Annotated in this window: 20 protein-coding genes and 1 CRISPR repeat array; all 20 genes read right to left on the bottom strand. The window is 42.3% G+C overall.

Annotated features, from left to right (window positions below):
- Position 1 precedes the first annotated feature (1 nt).
- Positions 2–988 carry a type I-B CRISPR-associated endonuclease Cas1b gene (gene cas1b, locus M3212_RS10345; RefSeq protein ID WP_251193892.1) on the bottom strand — a complete coding sequence of 329 codons (987 nt, stop codon included), beginning with the start codon at positions 986–988 and terminating at the stop codon, positions 2–4.
- A complete protein-coding gene (cas4, locus tag M3212_RS10340; RefSeq protein ID WP_251193891.1) occupies positions 978–1,496 on the bottom strand; it encodes a CRISPR-associated protein Cas4 in 519 nt (172 codons plus the stop codon). The genes cas1b and cas4 overlap by 11 nt, the downstream gene beginning before the upstream one ends.
- A gap of 11 nt (positions 1,497–1,507) precedes the next feature.
- Complete coding sequence (cas3, locus tag M3212_RS10335; protein WP_251193890.1) at positions 1,508–3,733, bottom strand: CRISPR-associated helicase Cas3'; 2,226 nt, start codon at positions 3,731–3,733, stop codon at positions 1,508–1,510.
- A gap of 66 nt (positions 3,734–3,799) precedes the next feature.
- Entirely contained in the window at positions 3,800–4,504 is a 705-nt protein-coding gene (cas5b, locus tag M3212_RS10330; RefSeq protein WP_251193889.1) for a type I-B CRISPR-associated protein Cas5b, read from the bottom strand.
- A complete protein-coding gene (cas7i, locus tag M3212_RS10325) occupies positions 4,504–5,397 on the bottom strand; it encodes a type I-B CRISPR-associated protein Cas7/Cst2/DevR (protein ID WP_251193888.1) in 894 nt (297 codons plus the stop codon). Before cas7i ends, cas5b begins: the two co-directional genes overlap by 1 nt.
- Entirely contained in the window at positions 5,390–7,174 is a 1,785-nt protein-coding gene (cas8a1, locus tag M3212_RS10320; RefSeq protein WP_251193887.1) for a type I-B CRISPR-associated protein Cas8b1/Cst1, read from the bottom strand. The genes cas7i and cas8a1 overlap by 8 nt, the downstream gene beginning before the upstream one ends.
- Positions 7,175–7,178: 4 nt before the next feature.
- Complete coding sequence (gene cas6, locus M3212_RS10315; RefSeq protein WP_251193886.1) at positions 7,179–7,904, bottom strand: CRISPR-associated endoribonuclease Cas6; 726 nt, start codon at positions 7,902–7,904, stop codon at positions 7,179–7,181.
- A 96-nt stretch (positions 7,905–8,000) separates the two neighbouring features.
- On the bottom strand, positions 8,001–8,993 hold the full coding sequence (locus M3212_RS10310) for a helix-turn-helix transcriptional regulator (RefSeq protein WP_251193885.1): 993 nt from the start codon (positions 8,991–8,993) through the stop codon (positions 8,001–8,003).
- A gap of 378 nt (positions 8,994–9,371) precedes the next feature.
- Positions 9,372–15,883: direct repeats of the CRISPR family, unit length 29 nt; unit sequence CTTTTATCTGAACGTAGTGGGTTATAAAG.
- Positions 15,884–16,255: 372 nt separating this feature from the next.
- A complete protein-coding gene (locus M3212_RS10305; RefSeq protein WP_251193884.1) occupies positions 16,256–17,314 on the bottom strand; it encodes a flavin-containing monooxygenase in 1,059 nt (352 codons plus the stop codon).
- A 198-nt stretch (positions 17,315–17,512) separates the two neighbouring features.
- Positions 17,513–18,340: a 1,4-dihydroxy-6-naphthoate synthase gene (locus tag M3212_RS10300; protein WP_251193883.1), complete on the bottom strand. Its 828-nt coding sequence runs from the start codon at positions 18,338–18,340 to the stop codon at positions 17,513–17,515.
- Positions 18,337–19,002: a futalosine hydrolase gene (locus tag M3212_RS10295; RefSeq protein ID WP_251193882.1), complete on the bottom strand. Its 666-nt coding sequence runs from the start codon at positions 19,000–19,002 to the stop codon at positions 18,337–18,339. Before M3212_RS10295 ends, M3212_RS10300 begins: the two co-directional genes overlap by 4 nt.
- A gap of 66 nt (positions 19,003–19,068) precedes the next feature.
- Positions 19,069–19,305, bottom strand: coding sequence for a hypothetical protein (locus tag M3212_RS10290; protein WP_251193881.1), 237 nt, complete (start codon positions 19,303–19,305; stop codon positions 19,069–19,071).
- Positions 19,306–19,375: 70 nt separating this feature from the next.
- A complete protein-coding gene (locus tag M3212_RS10285; RefSeq protein ID WP_251193880.1) occupies positions 19,376–19,852 on the bottom strand; it encodes a hypothetical protein in 477 nt (158 codons plus the stop codon).
- Positions 19,853–19,876: 24 nt separating this feature from the next.
- Entirely contained in the window at positions 19,877–20,197 is a 321-nt protein-coding gene (locus M3212_RS10280; RefSeq protein ID WP_251193879.1) for a hypothetical protein, read from the bottom strand.
- Positions 20,198–20,200: 3 nt separating this feature from the next.
- Positions 20,201–20,506, bottom strand: a complete 306-nt coding sequence (locus M3212_RS10275; protein WP_251193878.1) for a DUF4176 domain-containing protein — start codon at positions 20,504–20,506, stop codon at positions 20,201–20,203.
- A 40-nt stretch (positions 20,507–20,546) separates the two neighbouring features.
- The gene (locus M3212_RS10270; RefSeq protein WP_251193877.1) at positions 20,547–22,037 is read right to left on the bottom strand and encodes an LXG domain-containing protein; all 1,491 of its coding nucleotides are present in this window, start codon (positions 22,035–22,037) and stop codon (positions 20,547–20,549) included.
- A gap of 22 nt (positions 22,038–22,059) precedes the next feature.
- Complete coding sequence (locus M3212_RS10265) at positions 22,060–22,332, bottom strand: YwqI/YxiC family protein (RefSeq protein ID WP_251193876.1); 273 nt, start codon at positions 22,330–22,332, stop codon at positions 22,060–22,062.
- A 23-nt stretch (positions 22,333–22,355) separates the two neighbouring features.
- A complete protein-coding gene (locus M3212_RS10260; RefSeq protein WP_251193875.1) occupies positions 22,356–22,700 on the bottom strand; it encodes a YwqH-like family protein in 345 nt (114 codons plus the stop codon).
- Between the two features lie 57 nt (positions 22,701–22,757).
- Positions 22,758–23,291, bottom strand: coding sequence for a type VII secretion protein EssA (essA, locus tag M3212_RS10255; protein ID WP_251193874.1), 534 nt, complete (start codon positions 23,289–23,291; stop codon positions 22,758–22,760).
- Entirely contained in the window at positions 23,275–26,133 is a 2,859-nt protein-coding gene (gene esaA / locus M3212_RS10250; RefSeq protein WP_251193873.1) for a type VII secretion protein EsaA, read from the bottom strand. Before esaA ends, essA begins: the two co-directional genes overlap by 17 nt.
- Positions 26,134–26,149 lie beyond the last annotated feature (16 nt).

Below are 26,149 nucleotides of genomic sequence, written 5' to 3'. Positions count from 1 at the left end.
CTCACCACCACGCTTTCAAAGGTTTATAAACATCATCTCCAATCAGATGCTTGATTAACTTGTAGCATTCGAGTCTAATTAGATAACGATAGCTTGTTTTACGTTTTAATGCTCTATGCATTACACTGCTTTTTAATCTCTCTTCCCATGCTCTAATAAAGCGCTTCTTCCCTTCTTCATTTAAAAAGCAGATTTCTCCTTCTAAGTATTCAAAGTGCTTTTTTGTAATAGATCGCTTATTAATAAGAGAAAAAATAATAGGATCTACAATTAAGGGTTTAAAGATTTCAGCCAGATCAAGACATAAAGAGAATCGTTTAGTCGAGGGTTCATGCAAATAGCTAACCGTTGGATTTAAAGTTGTACGATAGATTTCTGAAAGAACAATTTGGTACATGAGTGAATTCCCAAAAGAAATCATTGCATTCAGCGGGTCACGCGGCGGATGTTTTTCCCGCTTTTCAAACCCGATATCCTGTTTTAGAATTTTATTAAATGCTTGATAGTAGCTTTTTCGAATTTGCCCCTCTTTTCCCATCAAAGAGGAAATGTCTGTGCAGGTTTGCATCTCAAATAGCTCTTTCTCAATGGTCTTCACAACCTCTGCTGTCTGTTCCTTATGTCTTCTTAAATTTCGAAGCATATGATGAACAGCGCCTTGCATAAAACTATGAGCTAAATATAAGCGTTTATACTTATGTGTATAATGTTCTGCTTGATTGACTAGCAAAAAACCAGAAACCGACTTTTCTCTCGGATAATAAGTGCCCGCATAAAAGCCATAATAGTTGTAAACATGAACACATATATCGTATTGACTAAGATAATTAAGTAACTTCGTGTTAAATTCCACTTCTCCAAAAACATGAAGGTTTCGAATTTTTTCAACCGGTAACGGTTTCTGTTGCCCATCCTGATTGATATAATAAATGGTATTGTGCTTTCGTTTTAAGGCTCCATTTGAAAAGACATAATGGTCACGCATCATCCTCATCACCCTCCCCAGCATAACAAAAACTATAATATGCGCACTTCTTGCAATAGGAGAGCTTCTTAAGACCAGGTGGTTTTTGTTTCTCAACCACTTTATAGGCCTCAGCGATAGCTGCTTTGATCTCTAATTTCTCTTGCGGACCAAGTAAGATTTCTTCCGTTCGTCTCTCCTTTGTATAACTGATTAGTCCTTTCTTCACTACTCCACGTAACTGTAACTGATATAAATAAAAAAGCATCTGCAAACGATCCGATTCTCTCATTCGACTTGATAACTTTACTTCTCTGACAAATTCCCCATCAATTGAATCAATTTTAAATTCGTTATCAATTAAAACTTCCCGTTTTTCCAATCTGGGATATGCCGATTCATGAAGAACACTCCCTTGTAACACTTGATCCGACTCATTCTCCATCTGAATCCCATGCTTATATAACCACAGCTTCCGCTTGCAAAGTGACAAATAATGAATATCTACACCACCAATGGATTGCTGCTGCATCTTTTTCCTCCTTAAGAAAAGGGGTCTTTTTTTTGATCGATTAACAGACCTAAATCTTCATCGTATTCACATCTAATTATGCAAAGCCCTTTTATTAAGGGGAATTCCCCCAAAAGCTCTTTTGCTTTAAATGGATTTACTCCAACTGTAAATTGCTCAATTTGACGGCGTGCCTTCCTTTTGATCGCTTTAACTTGATTCTTTTGCTTGGTCTGTTTTGTTGCTTGTTCCCATTCGTGAAGCGCATCTTGAACTTCCTTACTTCCTATATATCGTTCCGGAATAGCTTGGACTTGTTGAATGTCTCGTAATAGTTTCTGTGCTTCTAATTTCTTCGTTTCATATAAAGGGCGATTCTTCAGCTCTTTCAATGTATCATCAAATTGTTGCTTAAAGTTTGACCCCTGAAGAGCCTCTTCATTATAAAGCTCCTGAATCATAGCATGCTTTTTTGATTCTACTAACAATCCTTGCTCCAACTGAATTAACCTTAAACTGCGCTGATAGATTTCTTCGTGGTAGACCGACCCTACGCCACTCACCTCTTTTGCCATCACATGGATATTTACCGCCTCGATAGGCTTTGTTCCTTTACGATTGCAGCGACCAAATCGTTGAAACAAGCTATCTAAGGTAGCCATTTCCGTATATAGTCGATCGAAATCAATATCAAGACTTGCTTCAACTAATTGGGTTGTCACCCAAATACCTGCCCTTTCACTATTTGCAAAAGCTAAAATCTCTTTCTCTTTTTTACGTCGATCCTTTTGAATAAACCGAGCATGCAACAGCCAAGACTCTTCGTTCAAAAGATGAATTTGCTTAAAAACCTTTCTTGCCTGATCCACCGTATTACAAATCACAAGTACTTTATTCATCTCACCTGCCCGAGCAATCTCTTCAACTGCATCAAAGATCGTTTCTTCTCTTACATGAATATGATGCCTCTTAACCTCGTCATCAATAAACTCCTGATAAATTAGAGGACGCTTCGAAGAACTCAATTCACGTTCTAAAGCTTTAAAATAGAAATCTGGGAGAGTGGCTGTCATAATCAAGAAAGCACCTCCGAGCTCATCCAATAAAACCATGGCACGAACAAGCAATGCAGCGATCCGGGGATCGTAGGCTTGCAACTCATCGATAATGACTTTTGCCCCCACTACTGTGGCATATTCCTTTTCAAACCCAAGATAATAAAAGGGAAATTTCAACACTTGATCAATCGTCGAAATAGTCAACTTATTAGCAAACTCCCTTGATTGTGAATGCATTTTTTCCAATGCCTCGTCATTAGCTTCTCTACGATCATATAAATAATCCATGCTAGTGGAATGTAATAGCCCCGTTGCTTCCTCTATCCCTTCTTCTCCAATCAAGCTAAAGCCTATATTCTCATTCGAAGTCACTCGTTCATACATAGCATTAATGCTTACTCGTAAAGGTAACGTAAAAAATCCCTTCTCTTTGCCTAGCCAGAGTAGACCAGCTTCTGTTTTGCCCATACCCGTTTGGGCAACAACAACAAGATGCTTATCTTGATTCTGTTCAGTGAAATGCTGCAATGGTTTTTTTCTTCCCTCAAACTTTTTATTGAAAAACTGATTTACATGGTCAACAACATTCATTTCTAGCCCCACCTCTATAGGTACATGTGCTGAAGCAGCATGATCGAGCCGATGGAGTAGCCCCTTTAGCAAAACATACCGCCTAAATAATTCCGGTTCATATTCACGAATTCTTGCCTGATGCTTTACCTGTTCTAATCGAGCTGACCGTATACTCGTTTCAAGCGACAATTCCATTTCAGCTTCCAATTCTTCGCGAAATGGCAGGATATTATGTTCATAATTCGAAGCAGCTTCCTCATTATTAGGATCCTGCCCTCTCTCATGATGATACGCTATAATTTGCATCAGTAGCTTTTGTTCTTCCTTGAGAATACCTAATCTCTTAAAAGGAATGGCTAAAATAGACAGAAAGTTATGTTGAACATTAAACTCTGACTTGACTAAAAGAAGCGGCTCCCCAATCACCTTACGAATTTTATTTTGAAAAAAAGTATCTGCTTTTCCTATATCATGATAAAGCACCGCAATTCGTAGCAGTTCCCAATCTCGATCATCAAGGGGCAAACGATGATAATAGATTTTTTTAAGAACAGAATACCGTTTCAATAGTTCTTTTGTGTGCTCTTTTATTGTCTCGATCGGACTTGACTTTGCATAGAATTTCATAATTGTCCTCCTTAGACCTATAGTTTTCAAAAAAAAGAAGCCGTGACAGACTTCTTCTTTTTAACTTCAGGAAGGAAATAAAAGACAACTCCCTTTTTCATCAAATAACAATTCCTCCTCTGCATTAAGTGTATAGCCCTTTTGTACATAACCGACTGCAATCTTATCCCAGATTCGGACATTATCAACAGAACGATAGGTCCAATTCAATTTATATGGAAAATAGTGACCTTCATTTAACAGTTCTTTGGGAACATACGCATTATAGGGGAGAACGACATCTCTGTCTCTTTCCTCTGCAACAGCTTCCACCAATTCACATTCATCTATTCGAACAAGATCCTCCCAGCGTCCCAAACTTAGGTGAGTCGTGGCAGACAGGAGCTGCTCCTGCAAACGTTGTAGCACTGCTTCCGTTGCCTTTACATGAATTAATAATGTAACATCATACAGCAAATGCATATAGATTGGCATTGTCGTGATATCACCCTCTAAACCCCGATCAAAGCCAAGACCCTCTGCTGTCAATGTAAACTTGTCTGTTTTATCACTTTTAAAAAAATAGTGCGTTTGATAATCTGTTAATAACGTATCGTAGCTCCCCTGAATGCTTAACTTCATCGGTATTAACGATGTTGCATTGAGCACGGCATGGAGCATGCCTTTCACCGTCGAGTATGGAGGCAGTGGATACGTTTCGGAGACTTTAAAGGCAAACGGCTTTTTGTAACATGCAGTCTGCTGATAAAGTTTTAGCCGTAACACTTTCATCAGCTATTTACTCCAAAATAAGCACTAACTTCCTGCTTCAATCCAGCAAAGAATTCCTCGACAGAACCAACTTTCCCCTCTGCAGCTAGCGAAAAGTCGACTTCATTAGCAAATAAACCCGGTATAAATCCAATGTGAGTAAATTCACCAATCACCTGATTTGCAAATGTTGTTTTCGCTACATCGACCAATGCGGCTATATTCAATTTCCAACTTTTTATGCCTTGTTCCAACTGAACTCTCCCAAGAAAGAACGGATTCGCTGCCGGATACACACCACCAATAACAAATAAAGGAGATAGACTTTCCTGACGTCCACGAATGTTACGGTTCAACAATTTGATCACTTCCAGAAATTGATGTAGACGTTCCACTTTCTCGTCGTTTGATAAGACGACATCACGATCCACACCTACCTTGTCCAAATCAACAGTTACTGTATATGCGTACAAACTCTCGTGTTGCTCGATATTTGCCAGGTTAGGTGCTTCATCAATACGCTCTGCCAAGCCCATATTATTCAGAAATTCGAGGTCATGACGATATGGTTCTAACGAAATGGCGTGGGACAAACGAACTACAGCTGGTCGTTTCTGCGATTTTTTCCCTGTTTTTAGATAACCGAATAAATCCATTTCAACCGAATCGGCAATTGATAGATCTTCTCTAAACTGCAAAGTCCCTTTCGCCTTATCAACCGTGTCTAAATTCCATTCAAACCATTCATTTCCTAAACGCACAATATCATATCGAATACTCTGACGGGATGCAAACGTATAAACATCCCCGTTACCCCGATGAATTTTTTTCAATTCAGATACATTGGCAATGCCTTCGCCGTAATTTAATGAATTTGCTTTAAAAATAGCTGTAAATGTAAGTGCTTTACCCATTTTCTTGTCCTCCTTCTTGTTTTCGTTCTTGATTTAATAAACCAGCTATAAAAGCACTGCCAATTGTTTCAAAGTCCAGCCCTTCTTCCTTATAGGTTTCTGTAAAAATGGATGGAATCGATAAATCAGCCGCCATATGAACACGAAAGATCGTATCCATAAAAGCCGATGTATTACCAGCTTTAAGAGCATTTAATAAACGATACGCAATGCCCTCTGCTTTTTTTCCACCGCTTGCTCGATACAGCTCTTCACTTCCAGGTCGACTCTTTATCATTGCCGCACGCAATGCCCTTCCCCGAGTATAAATAAAATGTATCTTCTTATCTTGATTAACCACGTTCTCAGCTCCTTTTCTCGCTTCTATAATTCTCCAACGCTCTTGCGTTGCAATATAGGCTCCTTTGGCATGCCACGATTCGTTCACTGCGAGCCGTAAATAATCAAACACGACTCGTTTTGGATCTTGTCCTTTTAACACAGTACGAAGAAATTCATCTTTTAGCTCACGATGACCAAGCTTACTGATTACCTTTCCATGAAGCGATAAATACGAAGCTAAATACGGAGGCATATGATAATAATCCAATAATGTTTTCTTGGTTGTATAACTAGAATAGACTTCTACAAACAAGTAGGAATGAGTTAGCTTCTGTGCTTTATCGGTTACTTCCTCTAATAAATTAGCTACGGCTTCACCAAAGGAGTTTCCCTTTTTTTGTCTTAAAGTTTGATAGGTTTCATTCTCTTTTACTATTAGTGGAAAAGGTTGCTGAGACAGAAGAATTCCAGCAAAACGTAATGTTTCATTTGATAGTTGAGAACCAATTCGTCTTGTATAAAATGCAAGCCCAATGGGAACTAAAAATAGCAAGAGACGTGCAAGTGAGCTGATTGGAACCGGATTTTTTCTATTAAACTCCCAATTGAAATTAACTGCCTTATCTTTTGAAAGAGCCAAAGGAGAGAAAATCATCTCTTCAAAAGACTGAGTCGCAACCATGTCATAAATAAATGAGCAAGGAAATGACTCAGCAAAAAAAGCTTGAATTTCTGGGCCTTCTCTTTTCTTTAATTTTTTGTACCAGTCTTTAAAAGGCTTATATTCTTGATTACGCTCTAAATATCCTAAAATAGCTTGTCCCTCTGTTTGTCTTGTTATTTGTTCATACAGTTCTAATTCCATTTTTGCCGGATAGGTAAAATCCTGCTCAAACTGGTAGATATGTTCTTCTAATGATTTTGCATTAAAAACAGGCTGAAAGAAACTCGGTTGACCAAAAAAAGGAGATAGAATAACAGCTTTTACGTAGTTTAGTGTAAGTTTCTTATCAATAAATGGTGTAGACATTATCCGTCGGTAGGCCTGAACAGCTTCCTCCACTTTTTCTGCATTCTCATCTTTTTTCACTAACTTCAGTGCCTCAGTAATCTCGTTCAATTCTTTACATTCTTTGGAAGTGGGGAAATACTTCTCTACTTTCTTTAATTGCTCATTCATCATTTTTCGAACATCTGCTGCATATTGCTTCGCTTTTTCAGGCTGTCGTTTCAATTGCGATGTATACCAGCTCATCCGGCCGACATCTCTTTCAACAATGCTAAACGTCTTTAATAAATAAGAGAAGTAGCGCTCAGGCAATTGCTCAATATGGTGAGAATGAATCGTCACCCCCGTTTTGGTGATCATCTGTTCATCTTCTGGAAATAAACGGACAAGACCAATCAGCCCAGCTGTAATCATCCAATCCTCGGCTTCAATTTGAATAATAGCCATTTGCTCACCCCTCTCTTATAATGTCCAGCAAGCCAAAGCCTTGGGAAGTCCGTTTACCCACTCCCGATTGATAAAGAAGCTGCAAATCCTCCGGATGCCCATCTAATCGTAATTCTCCTTGGTATGCGGTGTAAGTTAAAAGTTCCCCCTCTGTTTCTTTTCGCAAAGTTGAATTAGATTCTTTAACTACAACTTTACGCATGCGAATGGGTTCGATCATTATTGGTTTATATGCATTCCGTCCACTTAACTCTTTAATTCGCAAATTGGCATAATAGGAAAACTCCTTCCGATAACTTTCATCTTCAAGATGGACAGGCTTCCCATGACGATTTTCAATCAAGATCGGTGACAAGGTACGGCAGTTAATAGAAGAGCTGGATATCTCCCATTCCTTTACCATTCTCACTCCGAGCATTTTCCAAGCTCCCCTCCTTGTTTGATATTCCCGAATCAACTGGATCCCATTAAATAAATGAAGCATATACTCTATATCTGAAGAACTTACTGTCACAGAAATTTGGTCTAATTCAATTTCGTTTCGCTGAATGGTAAAGTTTTTCAAGAAAACTGAGTAGGAAAAAGGCTTCATTTTCCCCTCTCCTTCTTCATACAATCTTTTAAAATAGGTTTCATCTCCTTTTTTTATGGCCTCCTTTAAAAAGCTCAAAACAACAAACCGATAAGCGATAGGAAGAGATGCTACTTGAAAGTTAATTTGAATTCGCATTGATTCACCTCCATCATGCAGAAGAAATTTCTTAATTACTCATTATTTTAAGAGTAATGTGACACCTTATGTCAGATGTTTATAAATTTTCTGCAATTATTTTTTATATTTTTCGAACTGCCGGAAATACTCGTCTACCAACTGTTGGCGTACCTCTTCGGGTTCCAATATCTCCGCATCAAGACCAAATGATCGAATCCAACGAATAAATTCTTTTTTACTTTGCACAGTTGCTTTCAACAAAATTGTCCCATCGTCGTGTTCGGTGAGTTCTGTTTCTGTATAAAACTGTTGCTCTTTTATATACCGGGATGCTAAGGACTTGAATTTTACAGTGAGGGTTGTCGGTCTTTTGTCATCAGCAAAGATTGACCATCGATTTGAGAGGTAATCATTTATATCAAAATTACGGGGAATTGAAAATGTTTTATCCAGTAAAGTAGCCGTCGCGATACGATCTACTCTAAATATACGGATATCTTTCCTCAACAAGCATTTTGCTATCACATACAAATGTCCTGATCTTGGTAGAATGTAATATGGATGAATCACCCGTCTTGAACTTTCATCTCGAGAAATAGCATAATAATCAACCTCCAGTGCTTTATTTTCAAAAACTGCTCTTAGAAGACTAGGCATAATGTGATTACTAAAGTTGCTCTCTGCTTGATCATGAATTAAAATTCTTTTTCCTAAGTGACTGCTTACTTTTATTAACTTTTCATTTGTACCAGTGATCGTAAGGGCCTTCAGCTTCTCAATTCCTTTTTTATACGCGTTCATTCCTTTCTGATCTTGAAGAGCCTGCGTACTTCCCAAAAGTGCTGGATAAACCGTTAATGCCAAAAGTTCTTCTTCTGAAAACAAACGATGTGGCTGAGCAGGTTTCTGAATGAGTTTATACCCCTCTTTGCCTTCGGAAATAAACATAACACCGATTGATTCAAGCGTCCGCATATCTCGATAAATACTTCTAGTCGACGTACCGCAATAATGAGCTAATTCTTTTGCTGTTATCGTTTCACGTTCGGTCAGTAGATTCAGAATCATCAATAAACGTTCAATCTGACGAATTTTGCGAGGCGCCATTTCATCATCCCTTTCCTCCAAAAGAATCAGTATAAATTTTATTTGGATTCATTATACAATACACAACTTTGGTCGTAAATACATTTTCATGTAATTATCGGTAAATTTTGATAACTTTTTCAACTTTATTAAACAATCAGCCTTGACTCCTACTTAAATATTGCTTTAATCTGAATTAAATTAGATTCATCCAAAATTGCAGTAAATCATTTTTCACGTTAACTCAACGTACCCCTTTATTTATCATGCTTACAAGTGTATTTATAATAATTATAAATACGCAACTAGAGACTTACAGCAAAACAAATAAACCTTATGATTTCTATGCTGCTGCAAAACCCTTGAAAACAGCGGGTTTTGAGAGGCTCGATTTCAAGTCTTTTATCTGAACGTAGTGGGTTATAAAGGATGATGAACCGGTCATATCAAATGGGACATCATGCTTTTATCTGAACGTAGTGGGTTATAAAGTTATAAATTTCTTTTCCGCATTTACATTTTCTGTGGTACTTTTATCTGAACGTAGTGGGTTATAAAGCGACAAGTTCCATGTAGTGAGTGAATGCTTTTACTTCTTTTATCTGAACGTAGTGGGTTATAAAGTGTTTATACAGATAGCGGCGTGTTTGAAGTTTTTGCTTTTATCTGAACGTAGTGGGTTATAAAGTTGCTCATATGCCCCAGGGCGACATTTAGTGCAAATCTTTTATCTGAACGTAGTGGGTTATAAAGAATCAACGTCTGCTATTCGGATAGCTCCTGTTCGTTTCCTTTTATCTGAACGTAGTGGGTTATAAAGTAGTTACAAGTGCAAAACCTTCTTGCGTGAGGATGCTTTTATCTGAACGTAGTGGGTTATAAAGATAGTTCTCCGAGTACCTTTTCGTAATCTACATATTCTTTTATCTGAACGTAGTGGGTTATAAAGTGATATTCATGTTATCACTCACTTTCTATCGACACCCTTTTATCTGAACGTAGTGGGTTATAAAGAAGGCATCTATAGCATTTGTGGTTTTCATTTTTCATCCTTTTATCTGAACGTAGTGGGTTATAAAGAATGTAAACCTTGTTAACATAGGTATATAGAACCATCTTTTATCTGAACGTAGTGGGTTATAAAGTAATATCACCTCTACAGTATATTACGGCATTCGTCACTTTTATCTGAACGTAGTGGGTTATAAAGCGAGTTATAGTAATTAACAAAATCTGCATCACTTAATCTTTTATCTGAACGTAGTGGGTTATAAAGGAGAAAAATAATCAGTCATAGCATCACTTTCATCAGCTTTTATCTGAACGTAGTGGGTTATAAAGGAACTTTAGCCCTTTGTAACGTTTCCATGTCCATTTTCTTTTATCTGAACGTAGTGGGTTATAAAGCTGGTATAAGATTAACCACTCTTTGTGTGCCTTCTCCTTTTATCTGAACGTAGTGGGTTATAAAGTGACTTCGTTCATTAGCTCCAATTTTGAATCGTACCCTTTTATCTGAACGTAGTGGGTTATAAAGCGACATTTCCGCTCGTTGTTGTGCGTATCACACCGCCTTTTATCTGAACGTAGTGGGTTATAAAGTCAGAAACGGTGATTTCATCAAGATTATTTTCAAATCTTTTATCTGAACGTAGTGGGTTATAAAGTCGGTAATCTGCGATTGCTCAATCGCTGTATCAGCCTTTTATCTGAACGTAGTGGGTTATAAAGCTCGTTAGGAGTAGCTTATTTCTTTATACACCTAGCCTTTTATCTGAACGTAGTGGGTTATAAAGTGCCCAGACGGTTATCCGACCTTTTCGCAAGTTTCCTTTTATCTGAACGTAGTGGGTTATAAAGGCAGCACAGGGAATGCGCCAGCCGGCTCTATCACCGCTTTTATCTGAACGTAGTGGGTTATAAAGGATTGTACGTGTACATTCATGTCAGGTGTAGCAGATGCTTTTATCTGAACGTAGTGGGTTATAAAGCACTTCTATAGATTTGATCATGTTAACCCCCTATAACTTTTATCTGAACGTAGTGGGTTATAAAGGAGAAAAATAATCAGTCATAGCATCACTTTCATCAGCTTTTATCTGAACGTAGTGGGTTATAAAGTTGTTCCGGTTGAGCCCGTCGGGGCAACCGTTAATCTTTTATCTGAACGTAGTGGGTTATAAAGGAAACTTTCCTGTTTTCTTCGCTTTCTCTACAAGCTCTTTTATCTGAACGTAGTGGGTTATAAAGTGTCGTATTCACCGTATTTTTCAATATCGGGAAAGCCTTTTATCTGAACGTAGTGGGTTATAAAGTTGCTTTATACGACGCAGAGGGTAATATGCGTGACCCTTTTATCTGAACGTAGTGGGTTATAAAGCCAGCCAAAAATTCCATTAGCTCGTCCTTTTCGTTCCCTTTTATCTGAACGTAGTGGGTTATAAAGGTGTCACGCTCTCTGGCACATCAAGCACCGCCTCATCCTTTTATCTGAACGTAGTGGGTTATAAAGTGCACACACTCGATCCCGAGGCTTCCCTCCAGCTTCTTTTATCTGAACGTAGTGGGTTATAAAGGCGACGATGGAACACAAATAATCACTCCCGGTATCGCTTTTATCTGAACGTAGTGGGTTATAAAGCAACCTTAATTACAGGGAAGGGCCAAGTGAAGTTATTGCTTTTATCTGAACGTAGTGGGTTATAAAGTCACCTTGCTTTATATTCACGCCCGGGAAAATGTCGCTGCTTTTATCTGAACGTAGTGGGTTATAAAGTAAAAAGAAGCCGCCTCGTTCGAGACGACTTGCTTCTTTTATCTGAACGTAGTGGGTTATAAAGAGACTTACCACGCGCGATTAAAGGCGCTGCGTCTTGCCTTTTATCTGAACGTAGTGGGTTATAAAGGGAAAGGGAGGATGACAATGAATAGATCGGAAGAAACTTTTATCTGAACGTAGTGGGTTATAAAGCTCGCATGAAGGCCAGCTAAATCTTCGGCTGAAATCCTTTTATCTGAACGTAGTGGGTTATAAAGTAAAATTAGCGCTACGCCGGATATGACTGATGCTAATCTTTTATCTGAACGTAGTGGGTTATAAAGAGCATGGAAGGACTTAAAGGACGCTTTCGGTGTAGCCCTTTTATCTGAACGTAGTGGGTTATAAAGGGTGTCACACCGCTCATATCAATGTTAGCCTTTGTCCTTTTATCTGAACGTAGTGGGTTATAAAGAGGAAAAAGCATATGTGCAAATTGAGGAATTAGCACTTTTATCTGAACGTAGTGGGTTATAAAGTAAAAAGCGGATCTTGAAATGCTTTAATTGCAATTGCTTTTATCTGAACGTAGTGGGTTATAAAGCAATTAAATTATTTTTATTTAAACTATCTAAAATATCCTTTTATCTGAACGTAGTGGGTTATAAAGGGTGATTTTCGTTTTGAGGAGCCGACCGCAGCTCACTTTTATCTGAACGTAGTGGGTTATAAAGTGCAATATCAATAGCGCCCGCAACCGTGTTGACAGTACTTTTATCTGAACGTAGTGGGTTATAAAGTTAGAAAAACGTTCAATTCTGCCATACTAAACCAACCTTTTATCTGAACGTAGTGGGTTATAAAGGGTTTTGTACTCCGGATCGTACACCGGAATCATGAAGCTTTTATCTGAACGTAGTGGGTTATAAAGCTCTTTATAAGTGGTTAATTTATGAGGCTTCCTCTTCTTTTATCTGAACGTAGTGGGTTATAAAGGAGGGTCAAACAGTGAAAGGTTGTAAGGTGCGTTATACTTTTATCTGAACGTAGTGGGTTATAAAGTCAGGTAAGATATATTCATCTGAATCATGAACGAAACCTTTTATCTGAACGTAGTGGGTTATAAAGTGATTATATAGAGAATCATGTATGTAACACCCAGGACTTTTATCTGAACGTAGTGGGTTATAAAGTCGTAAACATAGCGATACACACCCTCCGTATCCCACCTTTTATCTGAACGTAGTGGGTTATAAAGGGACGATGACGCAGCCAATCAAGCGAAGGTTGTAACCTTTTATCTGAACGTAGTGGGTTATAAAGGAATGTGACCTCTTGTCCATCCTCGAACTAACTTTCCCTTTTATCTGAACGTAGTGGGTTATAAAGGAACTTGCACATAAGCTTGATAACTTGGAAACTCTTTCTTTTATCTGAACGTAGTGGGTTATAAAGTAATAACTATTATTATTATATAGGAGGATATGGACAACTTTTATCTGAACGTAGTGGGTTATAAAGTATACTTTAATTTTAGTTTATAAGCCATTAAAACGCTTTTATCTGAACGTAGTGGGTTATAAAGGTCACTCGTTCTTTAGAATAATCCGTGGCACCTACCTTTTATCTGAACGTAGTGGGTTATAAAGAGCATAAACTAACCTCCTATATTACTTGCAGAGTAACCTTTTATCTGAACGTAGTGGGTTATAAAGGGGTAGTCACTGCTAAACTTGCTTTTTTACCTACATTCTTTTATCTGAACGTAGTGGGTTATAAAGAAGAAGTAGCCCCGCCCAACATTTTAGGAATGTTTCTTTTATCTGAACGTAGTGGGTTATAAAGACTGATAAAGCCGCTGGAGTTTTAGAAATGCTTAACCTTTTATCTGAACGTAGTGGGTTATAAAGTACAAATGCCACATATTAATGGATGGGTGATTGTCAACTTTTATCTGAACGTAGTGGGTTATAAAGCTCAATTAGAAAACTCAGAAGGCACAGCATCAGAGACTTTTATCTGAACGTAGTGGGTTATAAAGAAGGAATTCGTAAGTTATTCAAATGACAAGAGGTGACGCTTTTATCTGAACGTAGTGGGTTATAAAGTAAAATCCTCCTTTAGAAGGTTAAAACCTGTATTTCCTTTTATCTGAACGTAGTGGGTTATAAAGCTGCTTGTCCTGGCATTGCTATGGACGGGGTACGTTCTTTTATCTGAACGTAGTGGGTTATAAAGAAATGTTTTGTCGCTCATTATGCGACAACATCCCTACTTTTATCTGAACGTAGTGGGTTATAAAGTTGGCGTTGATTGCTGCATTAGTGTTGTTTGTTTTCCCTTTTATCTGAACGTAGTGGGTTATAAAGACAAGGTTATGGGCTTGTTATAGCGGCTGGCGTTATTCTTTTATCTGAACGTAGTGGGTTATAAAGTGAAAGCTTACCAGCCACAGTTGTTTTTCCATCACCCTTTTATCTGAACGTAGTGGGTTATAAAGTAGAAATATTGTTGCTACAGTTGGTATAATCGTCACTCTTTTATCTGAACGTAGTGGGTTATAAAGTCAAAAAATATAAGATTCATTTTATCACCTAAATATCCTTTTATCTGAACGTAGTGGGTTATAAAGCAAGTTAACCATATAGACGGCAATAAAGCTAATAACCTTTTATCTGAACGTAGTGGGTTATAAAGCCTGAGCATCGGGTTGAGGATCGGTCTTACCTGCTCCTTTTATCTGAACGTAGTGGGTTATAAAGATCCATCATACGCTCGTTCAGGCGGTTGATAACATCCTTTTATCTGAACGTAGTGGGTTATAAAGATGAATCTACAGTATTTTAGCGATCCAACGGACGGAGCTTTTATCTGAACGTAGTGGGTTATAAAGGAAGGGCAGCTTTTTTATTCCATGCGCGGCGCCATTCTTTTATCTGAACGTAGTGGGTTATAAAGTACGATTTCTCCTGGTTCAAAATCCTTGCGACATTCCTTTTATCTGAACGTAGTGGGTTATAAAGTGAGTTAGGTCACTATTTTGAAGATGCAGCAGGAATCTTTTATCTGAACGTAGTGGGTTATAAAGTTAAATAAGATAGGAGATAAGAAGACAGCACTCTCTCTTTTATCTGAACGTAGTGGGTTATAAAGGAAGTATCTCGTCATCGATAAAGAGGTGGTTACATGATCTTTTATCTGAACGTAGTGGGTTATAAAGGGGCGATAGTGTAGACCGTACAGCCCGCAGCCTGTCTTTTATCTGAACGTAGTGGGTTATAAAGCGGTAAAATTAAACAACGTATCAAAAGGCGTGTCGTCGCTTTTATCTGAACGTAGTGGGTTATAAAGAAAGAAATATAGAAAGGGAGTTTTAAACATGTTTGCTTTTATCTGAACGTAGTGGGTTATAAAGAGGTACATTAACAAGAGCTGAAGCGGTGACGTTTATCTTTTATCTGAACGTAGTGGGTTATAAAGTCGACTCCAACGCCTCCATAAGTGCTGATATTTTCCTTTTATCTGAACGTAGTGGGTTATAAAGTAATTTTTTGAGATTACTTGCTTCAACAACCGCCGGACTTTTATCTGAACGTAGTGGGTTATAAAGCGCACAATAAAACTGCCAAGCGCTCACCAGTACACTCTTTTATCTGAACGTAGTGGGTTATAAAGGAAAATGCAGAACCGATAGCACATTCGAAAAAATCCTTTTATCTGAACGTAGTGGGTTATAAAGAGTCCCGGACTGTGGACATTAGGCGCAGTGACGGCCCTTTTATCTGAACGTAGTGGGTTATAAATTTATCAAAAAGGGTGGGTAGTTTTCTGCCATCCACACTTTTATCTGAACGTAGTGGGTTATAAAGTAAGTAAATGTCTGAAATACCCTAAAGCTCTCCTGGACTTTTATCTAAACGTAGCGGGTTATAAAGTCTGCCTGGGACCCGGCATATCGCCAAAAACACTCACTTTTATCTGTACGTAGTGGGTTATATATATTGGATTTCTCTTTCACCTAAATACAGTGCAATAAAAGGATGATATAATAGATGATATAAAAAACAATTAGACTTTATCTGAACGTAGTGGGTTGTAAAGAAAGATTCAGTGTAAGGCTCAAATCTCTATCTGAACGTAGTGGGTTATAAAGGTTGATAGATCCTTTAATAATAGCATTTTTAACATATTCACTTTTCAGGATTTGCTTTTTCCTCAACTAAATGCTAATCTTTTCTTTTTATTTTACATGCCGAAGCCGAGGATAAAATATCGTTTTGCTATCATCCCTTCAGCAAACTTCATCATTTTTATCTTACTATATAAGAAGCCTCTTTCCCTATCATCGCAACATCTTAATCGACGTGTCGATATGATGGTCATATTTACAGGTGAACTTCTCGACGAGGAAATTTGTCGGTATGTAGAAGTTCACCCTTTCTCCAAATGGCTTCATATTAGAATCTAACTTGAAAGGCTAATGTCAATGTCTTCCTGAATTATTAAGCTTTCAGGGAGCTGTTTTTTAGGTCTGTAGGTTCTTTTCAATATAAAGGGCAACATATGCCGCATCCTTCCCGATACCACATACTAAGGCCGAGCCTCGCTGGTGCTGCCATGGCAGGCCGAGGAAAAAGAGGCCTTTTATGTCTGTCACACCGCGCTCATGCTTAGGTTGCCCGGCGGCCGATATAACTCCGTCGATCTGTATCCAGTCATAATCAGGAACAAAGCCCGTTGCCCAAATTATATTGTTAGCCGTCAGTTGCGTGCCGTCCTCAAAGGTCACGAGCTGCCCGGTGACCTCTCTCACCCGGGTCTTTTGCGTCACTCGCCCGGCCTTGATTAATGTTTTTAATTCCATTCCAAATACCGGATCATTCTTCTTCTGAAACCATCTTCCTCGTTTTGTATCGAGACCGGCGTATAATAGGCCGCTCTTTTCGAGCCAATGGAAGATGCTTTGCCCGAAAAGCCGGAGCGGAAGGAAGCGCATCGGAGCGGAAATGGCATGAAAAACATCTCGTTGATCATTCGCCAATTCGACAGCGATTTGTGCCCCGGAATTGCCGCCGCCAACCACGAGCGTAGTCCCTTCAGACAGGTTGGCCGGTGAAACATACGTAGAGGAATGAAGCTGGACGATTTCCCCCTCAGTGCTCGTAATGAGCGGTGGAATATAGGGCTTTTGAAAAGCGCCGGTCGCAACCACAACTTGCCTGGCGTACAGCATCTTTTTATTTGTTGTCATGCGGAAAACGTTGTCTTCGAATTCAAGTCGATTAACCGTGATGTTCAGCTCATAAGGCAGCTGAAAGTGGGAAACGTATGCTTGTAAATACACCGCCATTTCTTCCCTGGTCGGATAGCTTTCCGGATCACCTTCCATTTCCATACCCGGAAGAGAGCTGAATCGTTTAGGCGTAAATAAGACGAGTGATTTATAACGCGAAAGCCAGGATTGACCAATTTGAGCACTGGAATCAATCATCAGATGATCAATTCCTTTCATCTTCAAATGGTGACTCATCGCAATTCCGGCCTGTCCCGCTCCAATGATGATAACTTCATATTCATGCTCCATAACCATACCCCCTTATCGTATTATACATGATTGATAGAGATAAAGGGAGGAAGAAATTGGGCAAAAAAAGAGACTAGGGAAAAGGCTGCTTTGATGCCTTTTTCCCAGCCCCTTAAACAATGGGCGGAACCGCCACGCTCTTGTAGAGCTATTGCCAATAGGTCAATGCTGGTTTTGTCTCAAGCTCTTCTCTCTTTTCTAACGTAATGCTGCCAGGTCAAATTCTGGAACAAAGCCTTCCTCTGCCGCTCTGCCCAGTAATGCTTCAACAGCCGCATAGCCCGCCTCACCAAGATCGGCCGTAAACTCATTGACGTATAGATCTATATGAGACTGCGCCACTTGCGGGGAAAGCTCCTGGGCGTGCTCCATCACATAAGCCTTTGAAGCCTCCGGATGCGCCCAGGCATATTCAACGGACGCGCGCGCCCACTTGGCAATTTCCTCTTTATTCAGTGAACGGTGGGCAATGATCGCGCCGAGCGGAATCGGCAGACCGGTGTCGTCTTCCCACCAATTGCCGAGGTCAGCGAGCTGCTTCAGGCCGTAGTCCTGAAAGGTAAAACGGGCTTCATGAATGACAAGACCGGCGTCGATTTTTCCATCACGTACCGCCGGCATGATCTCATGAAACGGCATCACGACAATCTCACCGACTCCTCCCGGCACCTGCTGAGCCGCCCATAAGCGGAAAAGCAAATAGGCTGTGGAACGCTCACTCGGCACGGCGACTCTCCGGCCGGAAAGAGCTGCCGGTCCGGCCGACTCCTTCGTCAGCACGAGCGGACCGCAGCCTCTTCCGAGCGCTCCTCCGCACGGAACAAGCGCATAATCTGACAGCACCCACGGAAGGGCTCCATAAGAGATTTTCAGCACTTCCGGACCCTTTCGTTCGGCCGCCAGCTTGTTTGTAATATCAATATCCGCAAATGTTACCTCAAGCTTCGGCGCGCCCTCAATCAGACCATGCACCCAGGCATGAAAAACAAATGTATCGTTCGGACAAGGGGAATATGCTATTTTCATTGAATAACCTCCATGAATGCTGCACTGGCTTGCTCTAAAACAGCCAGCGCCTCTTTAATTCGCCACGCCCCGCGGTCACGCGGGCCAACAAGATTTGAAATCGTCCGGATCTCCATTGCCGGTAAAGCAAACTGGGTAGCCGCCACAGCCACCCCGTAGCCCTCCATGCCTTCCGCAGTCGCCCCGTCTACACGCTGCGCCAGCATCGTGGCACTTTCGGCGGTACCTGTCACGGTGGAAAGAGTCAAAATCGGGCCGGAGTGAACCGGCAGCTGTTTTTCCCTCAGCCTCGTGACGAGCCTTCCGCTTAGCACGTGCTCTGTTTCGATGACCGCCGTTGTTCCAAGCTGCAAATAATCGATACTGATAAAGCCTTCCGCCGATTCTGTCCCGAGATCGGCGGCGATGATCCGGTCTGCGACGACAATCGACCCGACCTCAGCCCGCTCTGGAAACCCGCCGGCTATCCCGGCGCAAATGACAAGGTCATAGCTTGCCCGCGCCAGTTCCCGGGCCGTGCTGGCAGCAGCAGCGGCTTGTCCAACACCCCCTGTGATGACCGTTACTCCACTGCCTGCTCCAAATCCCCGCTCGACAGCCTCTTTTTCCGCAGCCACTGACGTCACGATTAAGCACCGCAGCGGCCTCTGCTTCTTGTTCATAGTTTTTGCTCCTTTATGTTACAAGCGTTTACGATTTCAAGTGTACTCCAATTCCATTGCGCTTGGCTAGTATCGCCGCTTCTCTTTGCCCACTGTCGGACGAAATTGAGCATAGACAACCTGGAACAAAAATGGAAATAGAAAGACCGGGACGAGCAAAAGCACGCGGCCAGTTAGCAGCAACCCGTAAAGCGCGCAAGCCAGCATAACGAAGAAAAAGACGACGGCAAACCAATAAAATCCTTGAAGCCACCTGTTGCGTTCACATTTTTCCCCGAAAAAGAAGATCAGCAGCTGTTTCATCGAACCACCTCTTTTCCCGCTTAACAAAGACAGCCGTTAGACTTGAATCATCCAGCGGCTGTCCTTTTTTCTATTCATAAACCTCGTACTCAACCTCGTATTGCTCGGCCAACGTCTCCATTTCAGCGATGTATTGATCAATCTTCGCCTTTCCTTCCTCTAATAGAAGATTCGCTTCCTGAATGACCTCTTCGCTTCCCTGTTCAACACCCTGTAAGGAAAGACGCATCGAATTGCGTTGCAGCTGTGCCCCTTCCACAAATAAAGCGTGGACCTTGTCGAGCTCCTCCGATTGAGGCTCAATGCTTTCCAGTCTCTGTACAAATTGCTCATACCTTGGCAGCACTTCCTCCACCATTGTGTGATAGAAGGTTTCATCATCAACATAATTACTGCCCGTCACGCTGCTTAGATGGTCAACCGCTTCCTCCTCCAGACTGTAAATCGGATTGACCTCTTCGTTAACGTAATGAATGATTTCTTGTTTTACCGGGTTTGAACACCCCACCACCAGCATTAGACCCAGACATAGTAGTAACCGTTTCATTCCTGTCTCCTTCTTCTTTGTCTCTTAAAGCTCGAGATCATGCCCTTTCACATACTCCTGCTTAAATTTCGGATATACTTTTCTTCGTAAAAGAATAAATACACCGATCATCGGCAAGGTGACACATAGGCCGAATAGCACGTATAACCCATGGATAAAGGCCATAATCATGTAATAGAGCGAATAAAGGATTAAGATGGCGTAAAGAAGAATAAACAAAAGATTAAACATCATTAATGAAGCGTACTTCGTTTTCTTCTGCTTGGCATCCGTTTGTTTATAAGGCCCGAGACACTGCTTCACCTCGGCAATTGCATCAAAAACAGGCTGTAGCAATATATTCACCGTTTAACTCCTCTTTTCAAAAACTTCTTTTAGGCGCTCGCGTAACAACAGCTCTCCTTCTGTTTCCAACCCTTTAAACACGACTGTTTCGATTTGGTCGCGATCAAAAAAGACATTTGTGTCATTCGATAAATGCCCCTGTGGATACGGACAAGCGACGTAATCCCAAATTTTCTGCTTTTCTCCCTGTTCCTGCTTTCTTCCATAAATCATCACGGCCTGATCAAGGAACTTCACCGTCACGACCGAGCCTACCGGTAAAAGCTCTCCGTTGTTAGGGAGGGTTAATTGGTTGATTTCTTCTGCCATCGATTCTCTCTCCTTTATCACCTATTGCGCGTCATTACGCTTAATCCTCAATCTGTCTTTCAAAGCTCAGTCCTAATTTGACTCCGATAATAAATCGTAAATCAAGCATCGTTTCTTTTCCTATTTTCGCTTCTCCGCCGATGCTTCCACCCGAGGCCCCTGCCGTTATCTTTGCATTCCAGTCGGTGAACGGAATCGGTAAAATCCCGCTGACATCCCCTTCTATAACCGCCGCTTTCGCCGCAACCCCGACAGAGGCATTGTCGACCCCGGCGTAGCCTTTTGCGGTCAGGATTTTCGCATCACCTTCAACTCCGGTCCGGCCAATGACCGGAATGTCACTATCGGCCTGTACTCTCGCATGATGCCTCAGCACGGTACCTTCCGCTTTGACAATTGGAAAAATCGACGGTCCGCCTATGCTCGCTTTCAGCTCGGTATCGACCATCCGCTGGGCGTAAGTGCCGTCGACAACGCTTGTATCCAGGTCAAACCCGGCATAAACGCCTGTAAATTGTGAAGATCCGCCAATCGGCAAATCGGAATTGCGAAAGCCTTCGGAAATTCCAGTCCAGTTATTATCATAATACCCTACTCCACCGGCTGCACTAAATCCGCCTCTTGGCTCACTTTCTTTTCCGATGAGAAACTTCCGGCCTTCATCCTCGTCCTCCACCTTTTCATTCATTGTCGGACGAGCACTGCTCATCATCGTCGAATACAGCTGCCATCTGTACTCATCCTGGTTGGCATAGCGCAGTCCCGCATAATGCATAAAAAGCGAGTCCGTCCAATATGGGTGATTGATAGATCCTCTATTAAAAGGCGAAAAAGCGGAAAGCGTATAGAGATCCTCTGTTTTCTTTTGCAAATTCGTTAATAAAGCGGTATATGCCAGATTACGTTTAACCTGATTGGTTAAGAAGGCAAGAGAATGGACTTTACTCGTAAAAATGGCCTCGACCTGCTTAACGTACTGGGCCATCAGCTGAATATCTTTCCCAACGCTCGTCAACGCCTCGGTCTGCTGCTGGTCAAACTGATACAGCTGCTCAACCGTGTCCTCCGTGTGGCGCTTCGCTCTGCCTGCTTCAAGCAAAACCGGTTCATCCTTAATGTCCGGCAGGAACACGATATCACGTACGCGGCGAATTGCCAGATTGGCATCATTCGTTAAGCTGATTGTGACGGATTTCAGCTGTTCAATTCCCTGTGACACTTCCTGCTCCAAATAGCTTTGCCGAATAAAGCCGTCCTGCGCAGGCTCCAATGCCTGCAAGGCTGCCTTCATTCGTCGCAGCACGCTTTCATATTCAACGGCAAACGCTTGAAAAAAAGCGAGGAAAGGGAGATGGCAATCCCGATAAAAAGACCGGATTGCTCCTCCCCCGCTGCCTGCAAAAGAATCATCTAAATGAATCATAGCTTGAATGTTCAGCTTCACTTGCTGCAGCTGTTCTTTTTGGGAGGAAAGCGTTTCGATCACTTGATCAATTCCATTGTGTAATGCATCCACATTCAAGGTTTTCATTGAATTGCCGGCTCCCTCCTGCTTATCGAATAGAAGAACTTATTTGATGATCTGTTTCTCGCATCACTTCCAACGATTGTCTCGTACTCTCTATATTTTTCAGGACGAGCATTTGGTACTGCTCGATCACCTGCTGTAACTCGCTTGAGAGTTCATTTAAACGTGTGACAACATCAAGCACATTCCCTTCTCCTATGGAAGAAGGGTAGGTCCCATCGACTTGCTGCACCGCGCTTTCGACCTTGGCCAGCTCCTGTTCCACATCGCTATAAAGAATTTTAATTTCTCCGCTCATCTTCTCACCGCTTTCATATGGTTTTATTGACTTGCAGCAGCTGCCTTAGCCGCTGCAATCGCCTGCTTAATCGCGGCAATTTCCTGCTCGGTACGTGTAATTTTATTAGCTACAAGCTGCAGAATATGACTGAACTGGTTTGTATGAATATCTTGATAGCTCGGGACAATCGCACCCTCCCGGATGTTTTCAAATGCTTGAGCCAGCGTTCCGGCCCACGTATTCGAAGAAAGCTCGGGCTCTAAACAAATTGTCTCCTGGCTGTAGAAATCCTGCCGGCAGCTGTTCAACTCATTTTGGCAAATTCTGAGCCGGGATAACTCCTCCTGCTTTTGTCTCAAACGTGCATATAAGCCTGCCAAAGCCATTTCATTTCACCCTTTCCATGGAAATTGACAGAGAGAAAGTCTGCCTGCCGTTACCCACTATGCTGACGGAGAACGCCGCACAAGTTTCGGTAGAATGATGACAAATAATACACCTACCAGTAAGAGCACGACCGAAAACAGAATCGTCGTCAGCTGAATAGCCCCTGCTTCCACTTCCTGCTGATCGCGGTAGGCATTATTTCGTACAGCCTCTTCAAACAATTGCAGCTGCTCCGCTTTGACGACGATCGTATGATTTTCGTCCAGTGTATGGACGAACAGCTGCTGCTCCACCTGGTCAAACAATTCGTAATCCGCCTGCTGAAAAGTCAGCACCCGCTGCTCTTCCGGCATGGCTTCACGCCGCTGCAGCTGAGGATCGCGGAAATAATGTAAGTTCAGCTCGACCTTCCCATGCTCATATCGGTGCGGCTCCACGTTCTCCTCTTCTGCTCTTATTTCCTCTGGCGCAAGAAACAACAGAAAAAGCAGCAAGCAATAGAGTGACGCGCCGGCAAACAAGGCCTCACGCCAGCATCTCGGGCGGGCGCGCTGTTTCCAGCAGCCCACCGTCTTAGCTGACCTCGTCATACTCTTCATAGCTCTCCTCAATCTGATTTCTGCGTTCCTTGACCCGCTTCAGTACATACGGCAGCGCGACGACAACGGCACTGAGTAGCGACGTAATTATGACAGCCGGCAGGAAGGCGGATTGATCTCCATATTGAATCGACATAAACACCTGCGCAACCGGATGCTGAATGCTGAAGCCCGCAATGACTAAATCAAGCAGCGGTGCGATGAAAAAGATCAGCATTGCTCCAACAGTCAGGCCGCCTGTAACCGGACCGATTTCCAGCCCGAGACGAATCATGCCGGCGCAGGCGATCAAAAACAGGATCGTGCTGACGGTCCATTGCACCACCTGAATGTCATGCAGCGGGTAAATCGTTAAGCCGTAAATGCTGATAATTAAGCCCACGGCTAATGTAAGCAGCATGAACAAGGAAAAATTCAGCATCGGCGCTACATGAGAAAAATGATAGACGAGAAACCCGATCGCCAAACCACAAAGAAGGAGAATAATCAACATGACCACCGGCGGCGCGTGGGTCGTCCGTTCTTCCGGAGTTGATCCGCTGATCATCGTCGGATTCGTTAAATACTCATAAATGTACGGGTTAGCCTGCCCATCGACGACGGCATTGCGGAGAACATCATAGAGATCCTCCCTCACCATTCTCGTCGAATCCACATTTTCCGCCCAGCTCTGGTTTAGCTGATCGGCGCGCTCCTGAACGGAGTCGACCCGCTGATAGAGCTCATTCGTATAGTCATTAACATATGAATGGCGGTCCGCTAATGAGTGAACGAGATTCGAAATTTCCTGAATGTCCATCATTGCATTTTGCTGCGTGTTCACGACAAGTTCACCGTTTAATCCATCGACAGGAGCGTCCTCAAGCTCCGGCGTTGTTATTTCCTCCCGCAAAAAGGCAGTAACGTCATTGGCGCCCTGCTCGATTGCAGCCAATTCACTCATCATTTGCTCACGCTCTTGCTTCACCACTTCATCGTATTCCTCAATGAAACCGATTGTCGCCTCGGCAAATTCGATAAATTCATCTTCAAGCAGATTAAGATGAGTTGATGACTCTCTCAGCCCTTTCCGAAGCTGATCAAAATGCGCGGTTTCGCCCTTCAGTGTTTCAAAGGCCGCTTTCACTTCATCTTCACTTTGCCCTGTGTGGCTTGCAATGATCTCACTGATTAGTTCCTGATCAGAGCTTTCAGCCTTTTGCAAAATGTCCTCATAGATTGATAAATACGCAAAATAGGAGAGTAATTGATTAATGTCACGGCTTTGCAACGGCTGCTCAAAATGAGAAGCGAGCTTTTGTTTACGCGCTTCGTCTAAATAATCGAGTTGCAAAATCGCGGCTTCCTTTGCTTTAATCAGTTCAACCGCCCGCTCCTCAGCTGATTTCCCTTCAGGTACATTCTCCTGCTGTTCCTGAATAATCGTTTCCAGACGCTGTTCGACGGCTTGCTCCCATTCTGCTTGCTCGGCAGCCTGTTTCATCAGTTCACTTTCTACCAGCTCGACATTGCTTTCAAGCTGGGTGATTGTTTTTTGGATCTCGTCCAACGGTTTTTCCGCTTCAACGACAACCGCCTCCAACGCCTGGTAAAGACTGTTGATCTGCTCTTTGACCGTCTTTAACGACACGTCTTCCGCCTGCCCGGCTGTCGGTAATCCCGCCGCCGAGAGCTCCTTTGCCTTGCCTTTTGCCTGAATCGCCGATGCAGCGACAAGCTCGCTGCGCGCTGGCAGAAGCTTTTCCTCAAGGCGATTTAACGATTGTTTCTCCGTTTCTTCCCTATATTGCTTCATCATCGCCTCTTGCACGGCCATGATTTTCTCAAATTGTTCTTCGACTTCCGATCCTTCAATTGACTCCTGAATATGCTCAACAATGACATGGTTCTGATGGATCGATTGTTGAATTTGCACGACGCTGTCAAGTAAGTGCTCGCCATCAACAGTCGGGGCCGGGGGGACCTCCCGGTTGTGAAGCACCTGTTGAAGCCCTTCCGTCAGATTGGTTTCATAGCTCATTAAGCCTTGCTGCAACAGCTGCTGATTCTGCAAGCTTGTTGTCAGGAACAGCTCGCTTTGCCGGTCCTGAAATTCACGATATTGCTGGACCCTCGTGAGAAACTCATTCATCTGCTGGACCGACGCTTCCATTTCAGCATTCGTGCCGCTTGAGGCGTTCATGGCTTCCGACGCGGCCGCCTGCAGCTGTTCGAGCATTTCCATCTGCTGTCTGATTTCTTCTGCAATTGTGGCGGAACCCGGTGAATAGAAAGCATACATCGACTCCTGGAAGGCAATTTCCCGCTCCAGAATTTGATCGAACTTCTGCCTGATATCATCAACCTCTTGAGAGACGTGATCCCAGTATAGTGCGGAAATATGGCTATTAATGCGGTTCCGCGCCGTCGTCAAAGCCCGCTGAACCCTTTCCATATTCGCCGCATCCAGGTTACCCTGAATCTGATAGTGCAGCACGGCCTTTTCCGGCTCATCCTCTTTAAAGGCCATTACCTGCGCTGACAAATTCGACGGAAGGTACAGCACTGCATCATACTGATTGCGCTCAAGACCGGCCTCCGCCGCATTGCGTCCTACTACTACCCATTTATAGTCGGAGTCTCTCTCCAACGAAGCGATCACTTCCTGCCCGAAATGGAGCTGCTCATCCTGAAATTCTGTGCCAAGATCTTCGTTCACAACGGCAATTTCCCTGGCGGTCGCTTTATTCGCCTGATCCTGCTCCGGTTCAATATAAGAGAAAAACATTGTCGGAAAGAACAGGATGACCAATATCATGACCACTAATTTAATAAGACTTTTTTTATCGAACATCATTTTGCCCTTCTTT

It is taken from the genome of Halalkalibacter oceani (genome assembly GCF_023715705.1).
GTDB classification, from domain to species: domain Bacteria; phylum Bacillota; class Bacilli; order Bacillales; family Bacillaceae_D; genus Halalkalibacter; species Halalkalibacter oceani_A.
The sequence above is the reverse complement of the archived record's forward strand: the minus strand, read 5'-3'. Positions and strand labels throughout refer to the sequence as shown.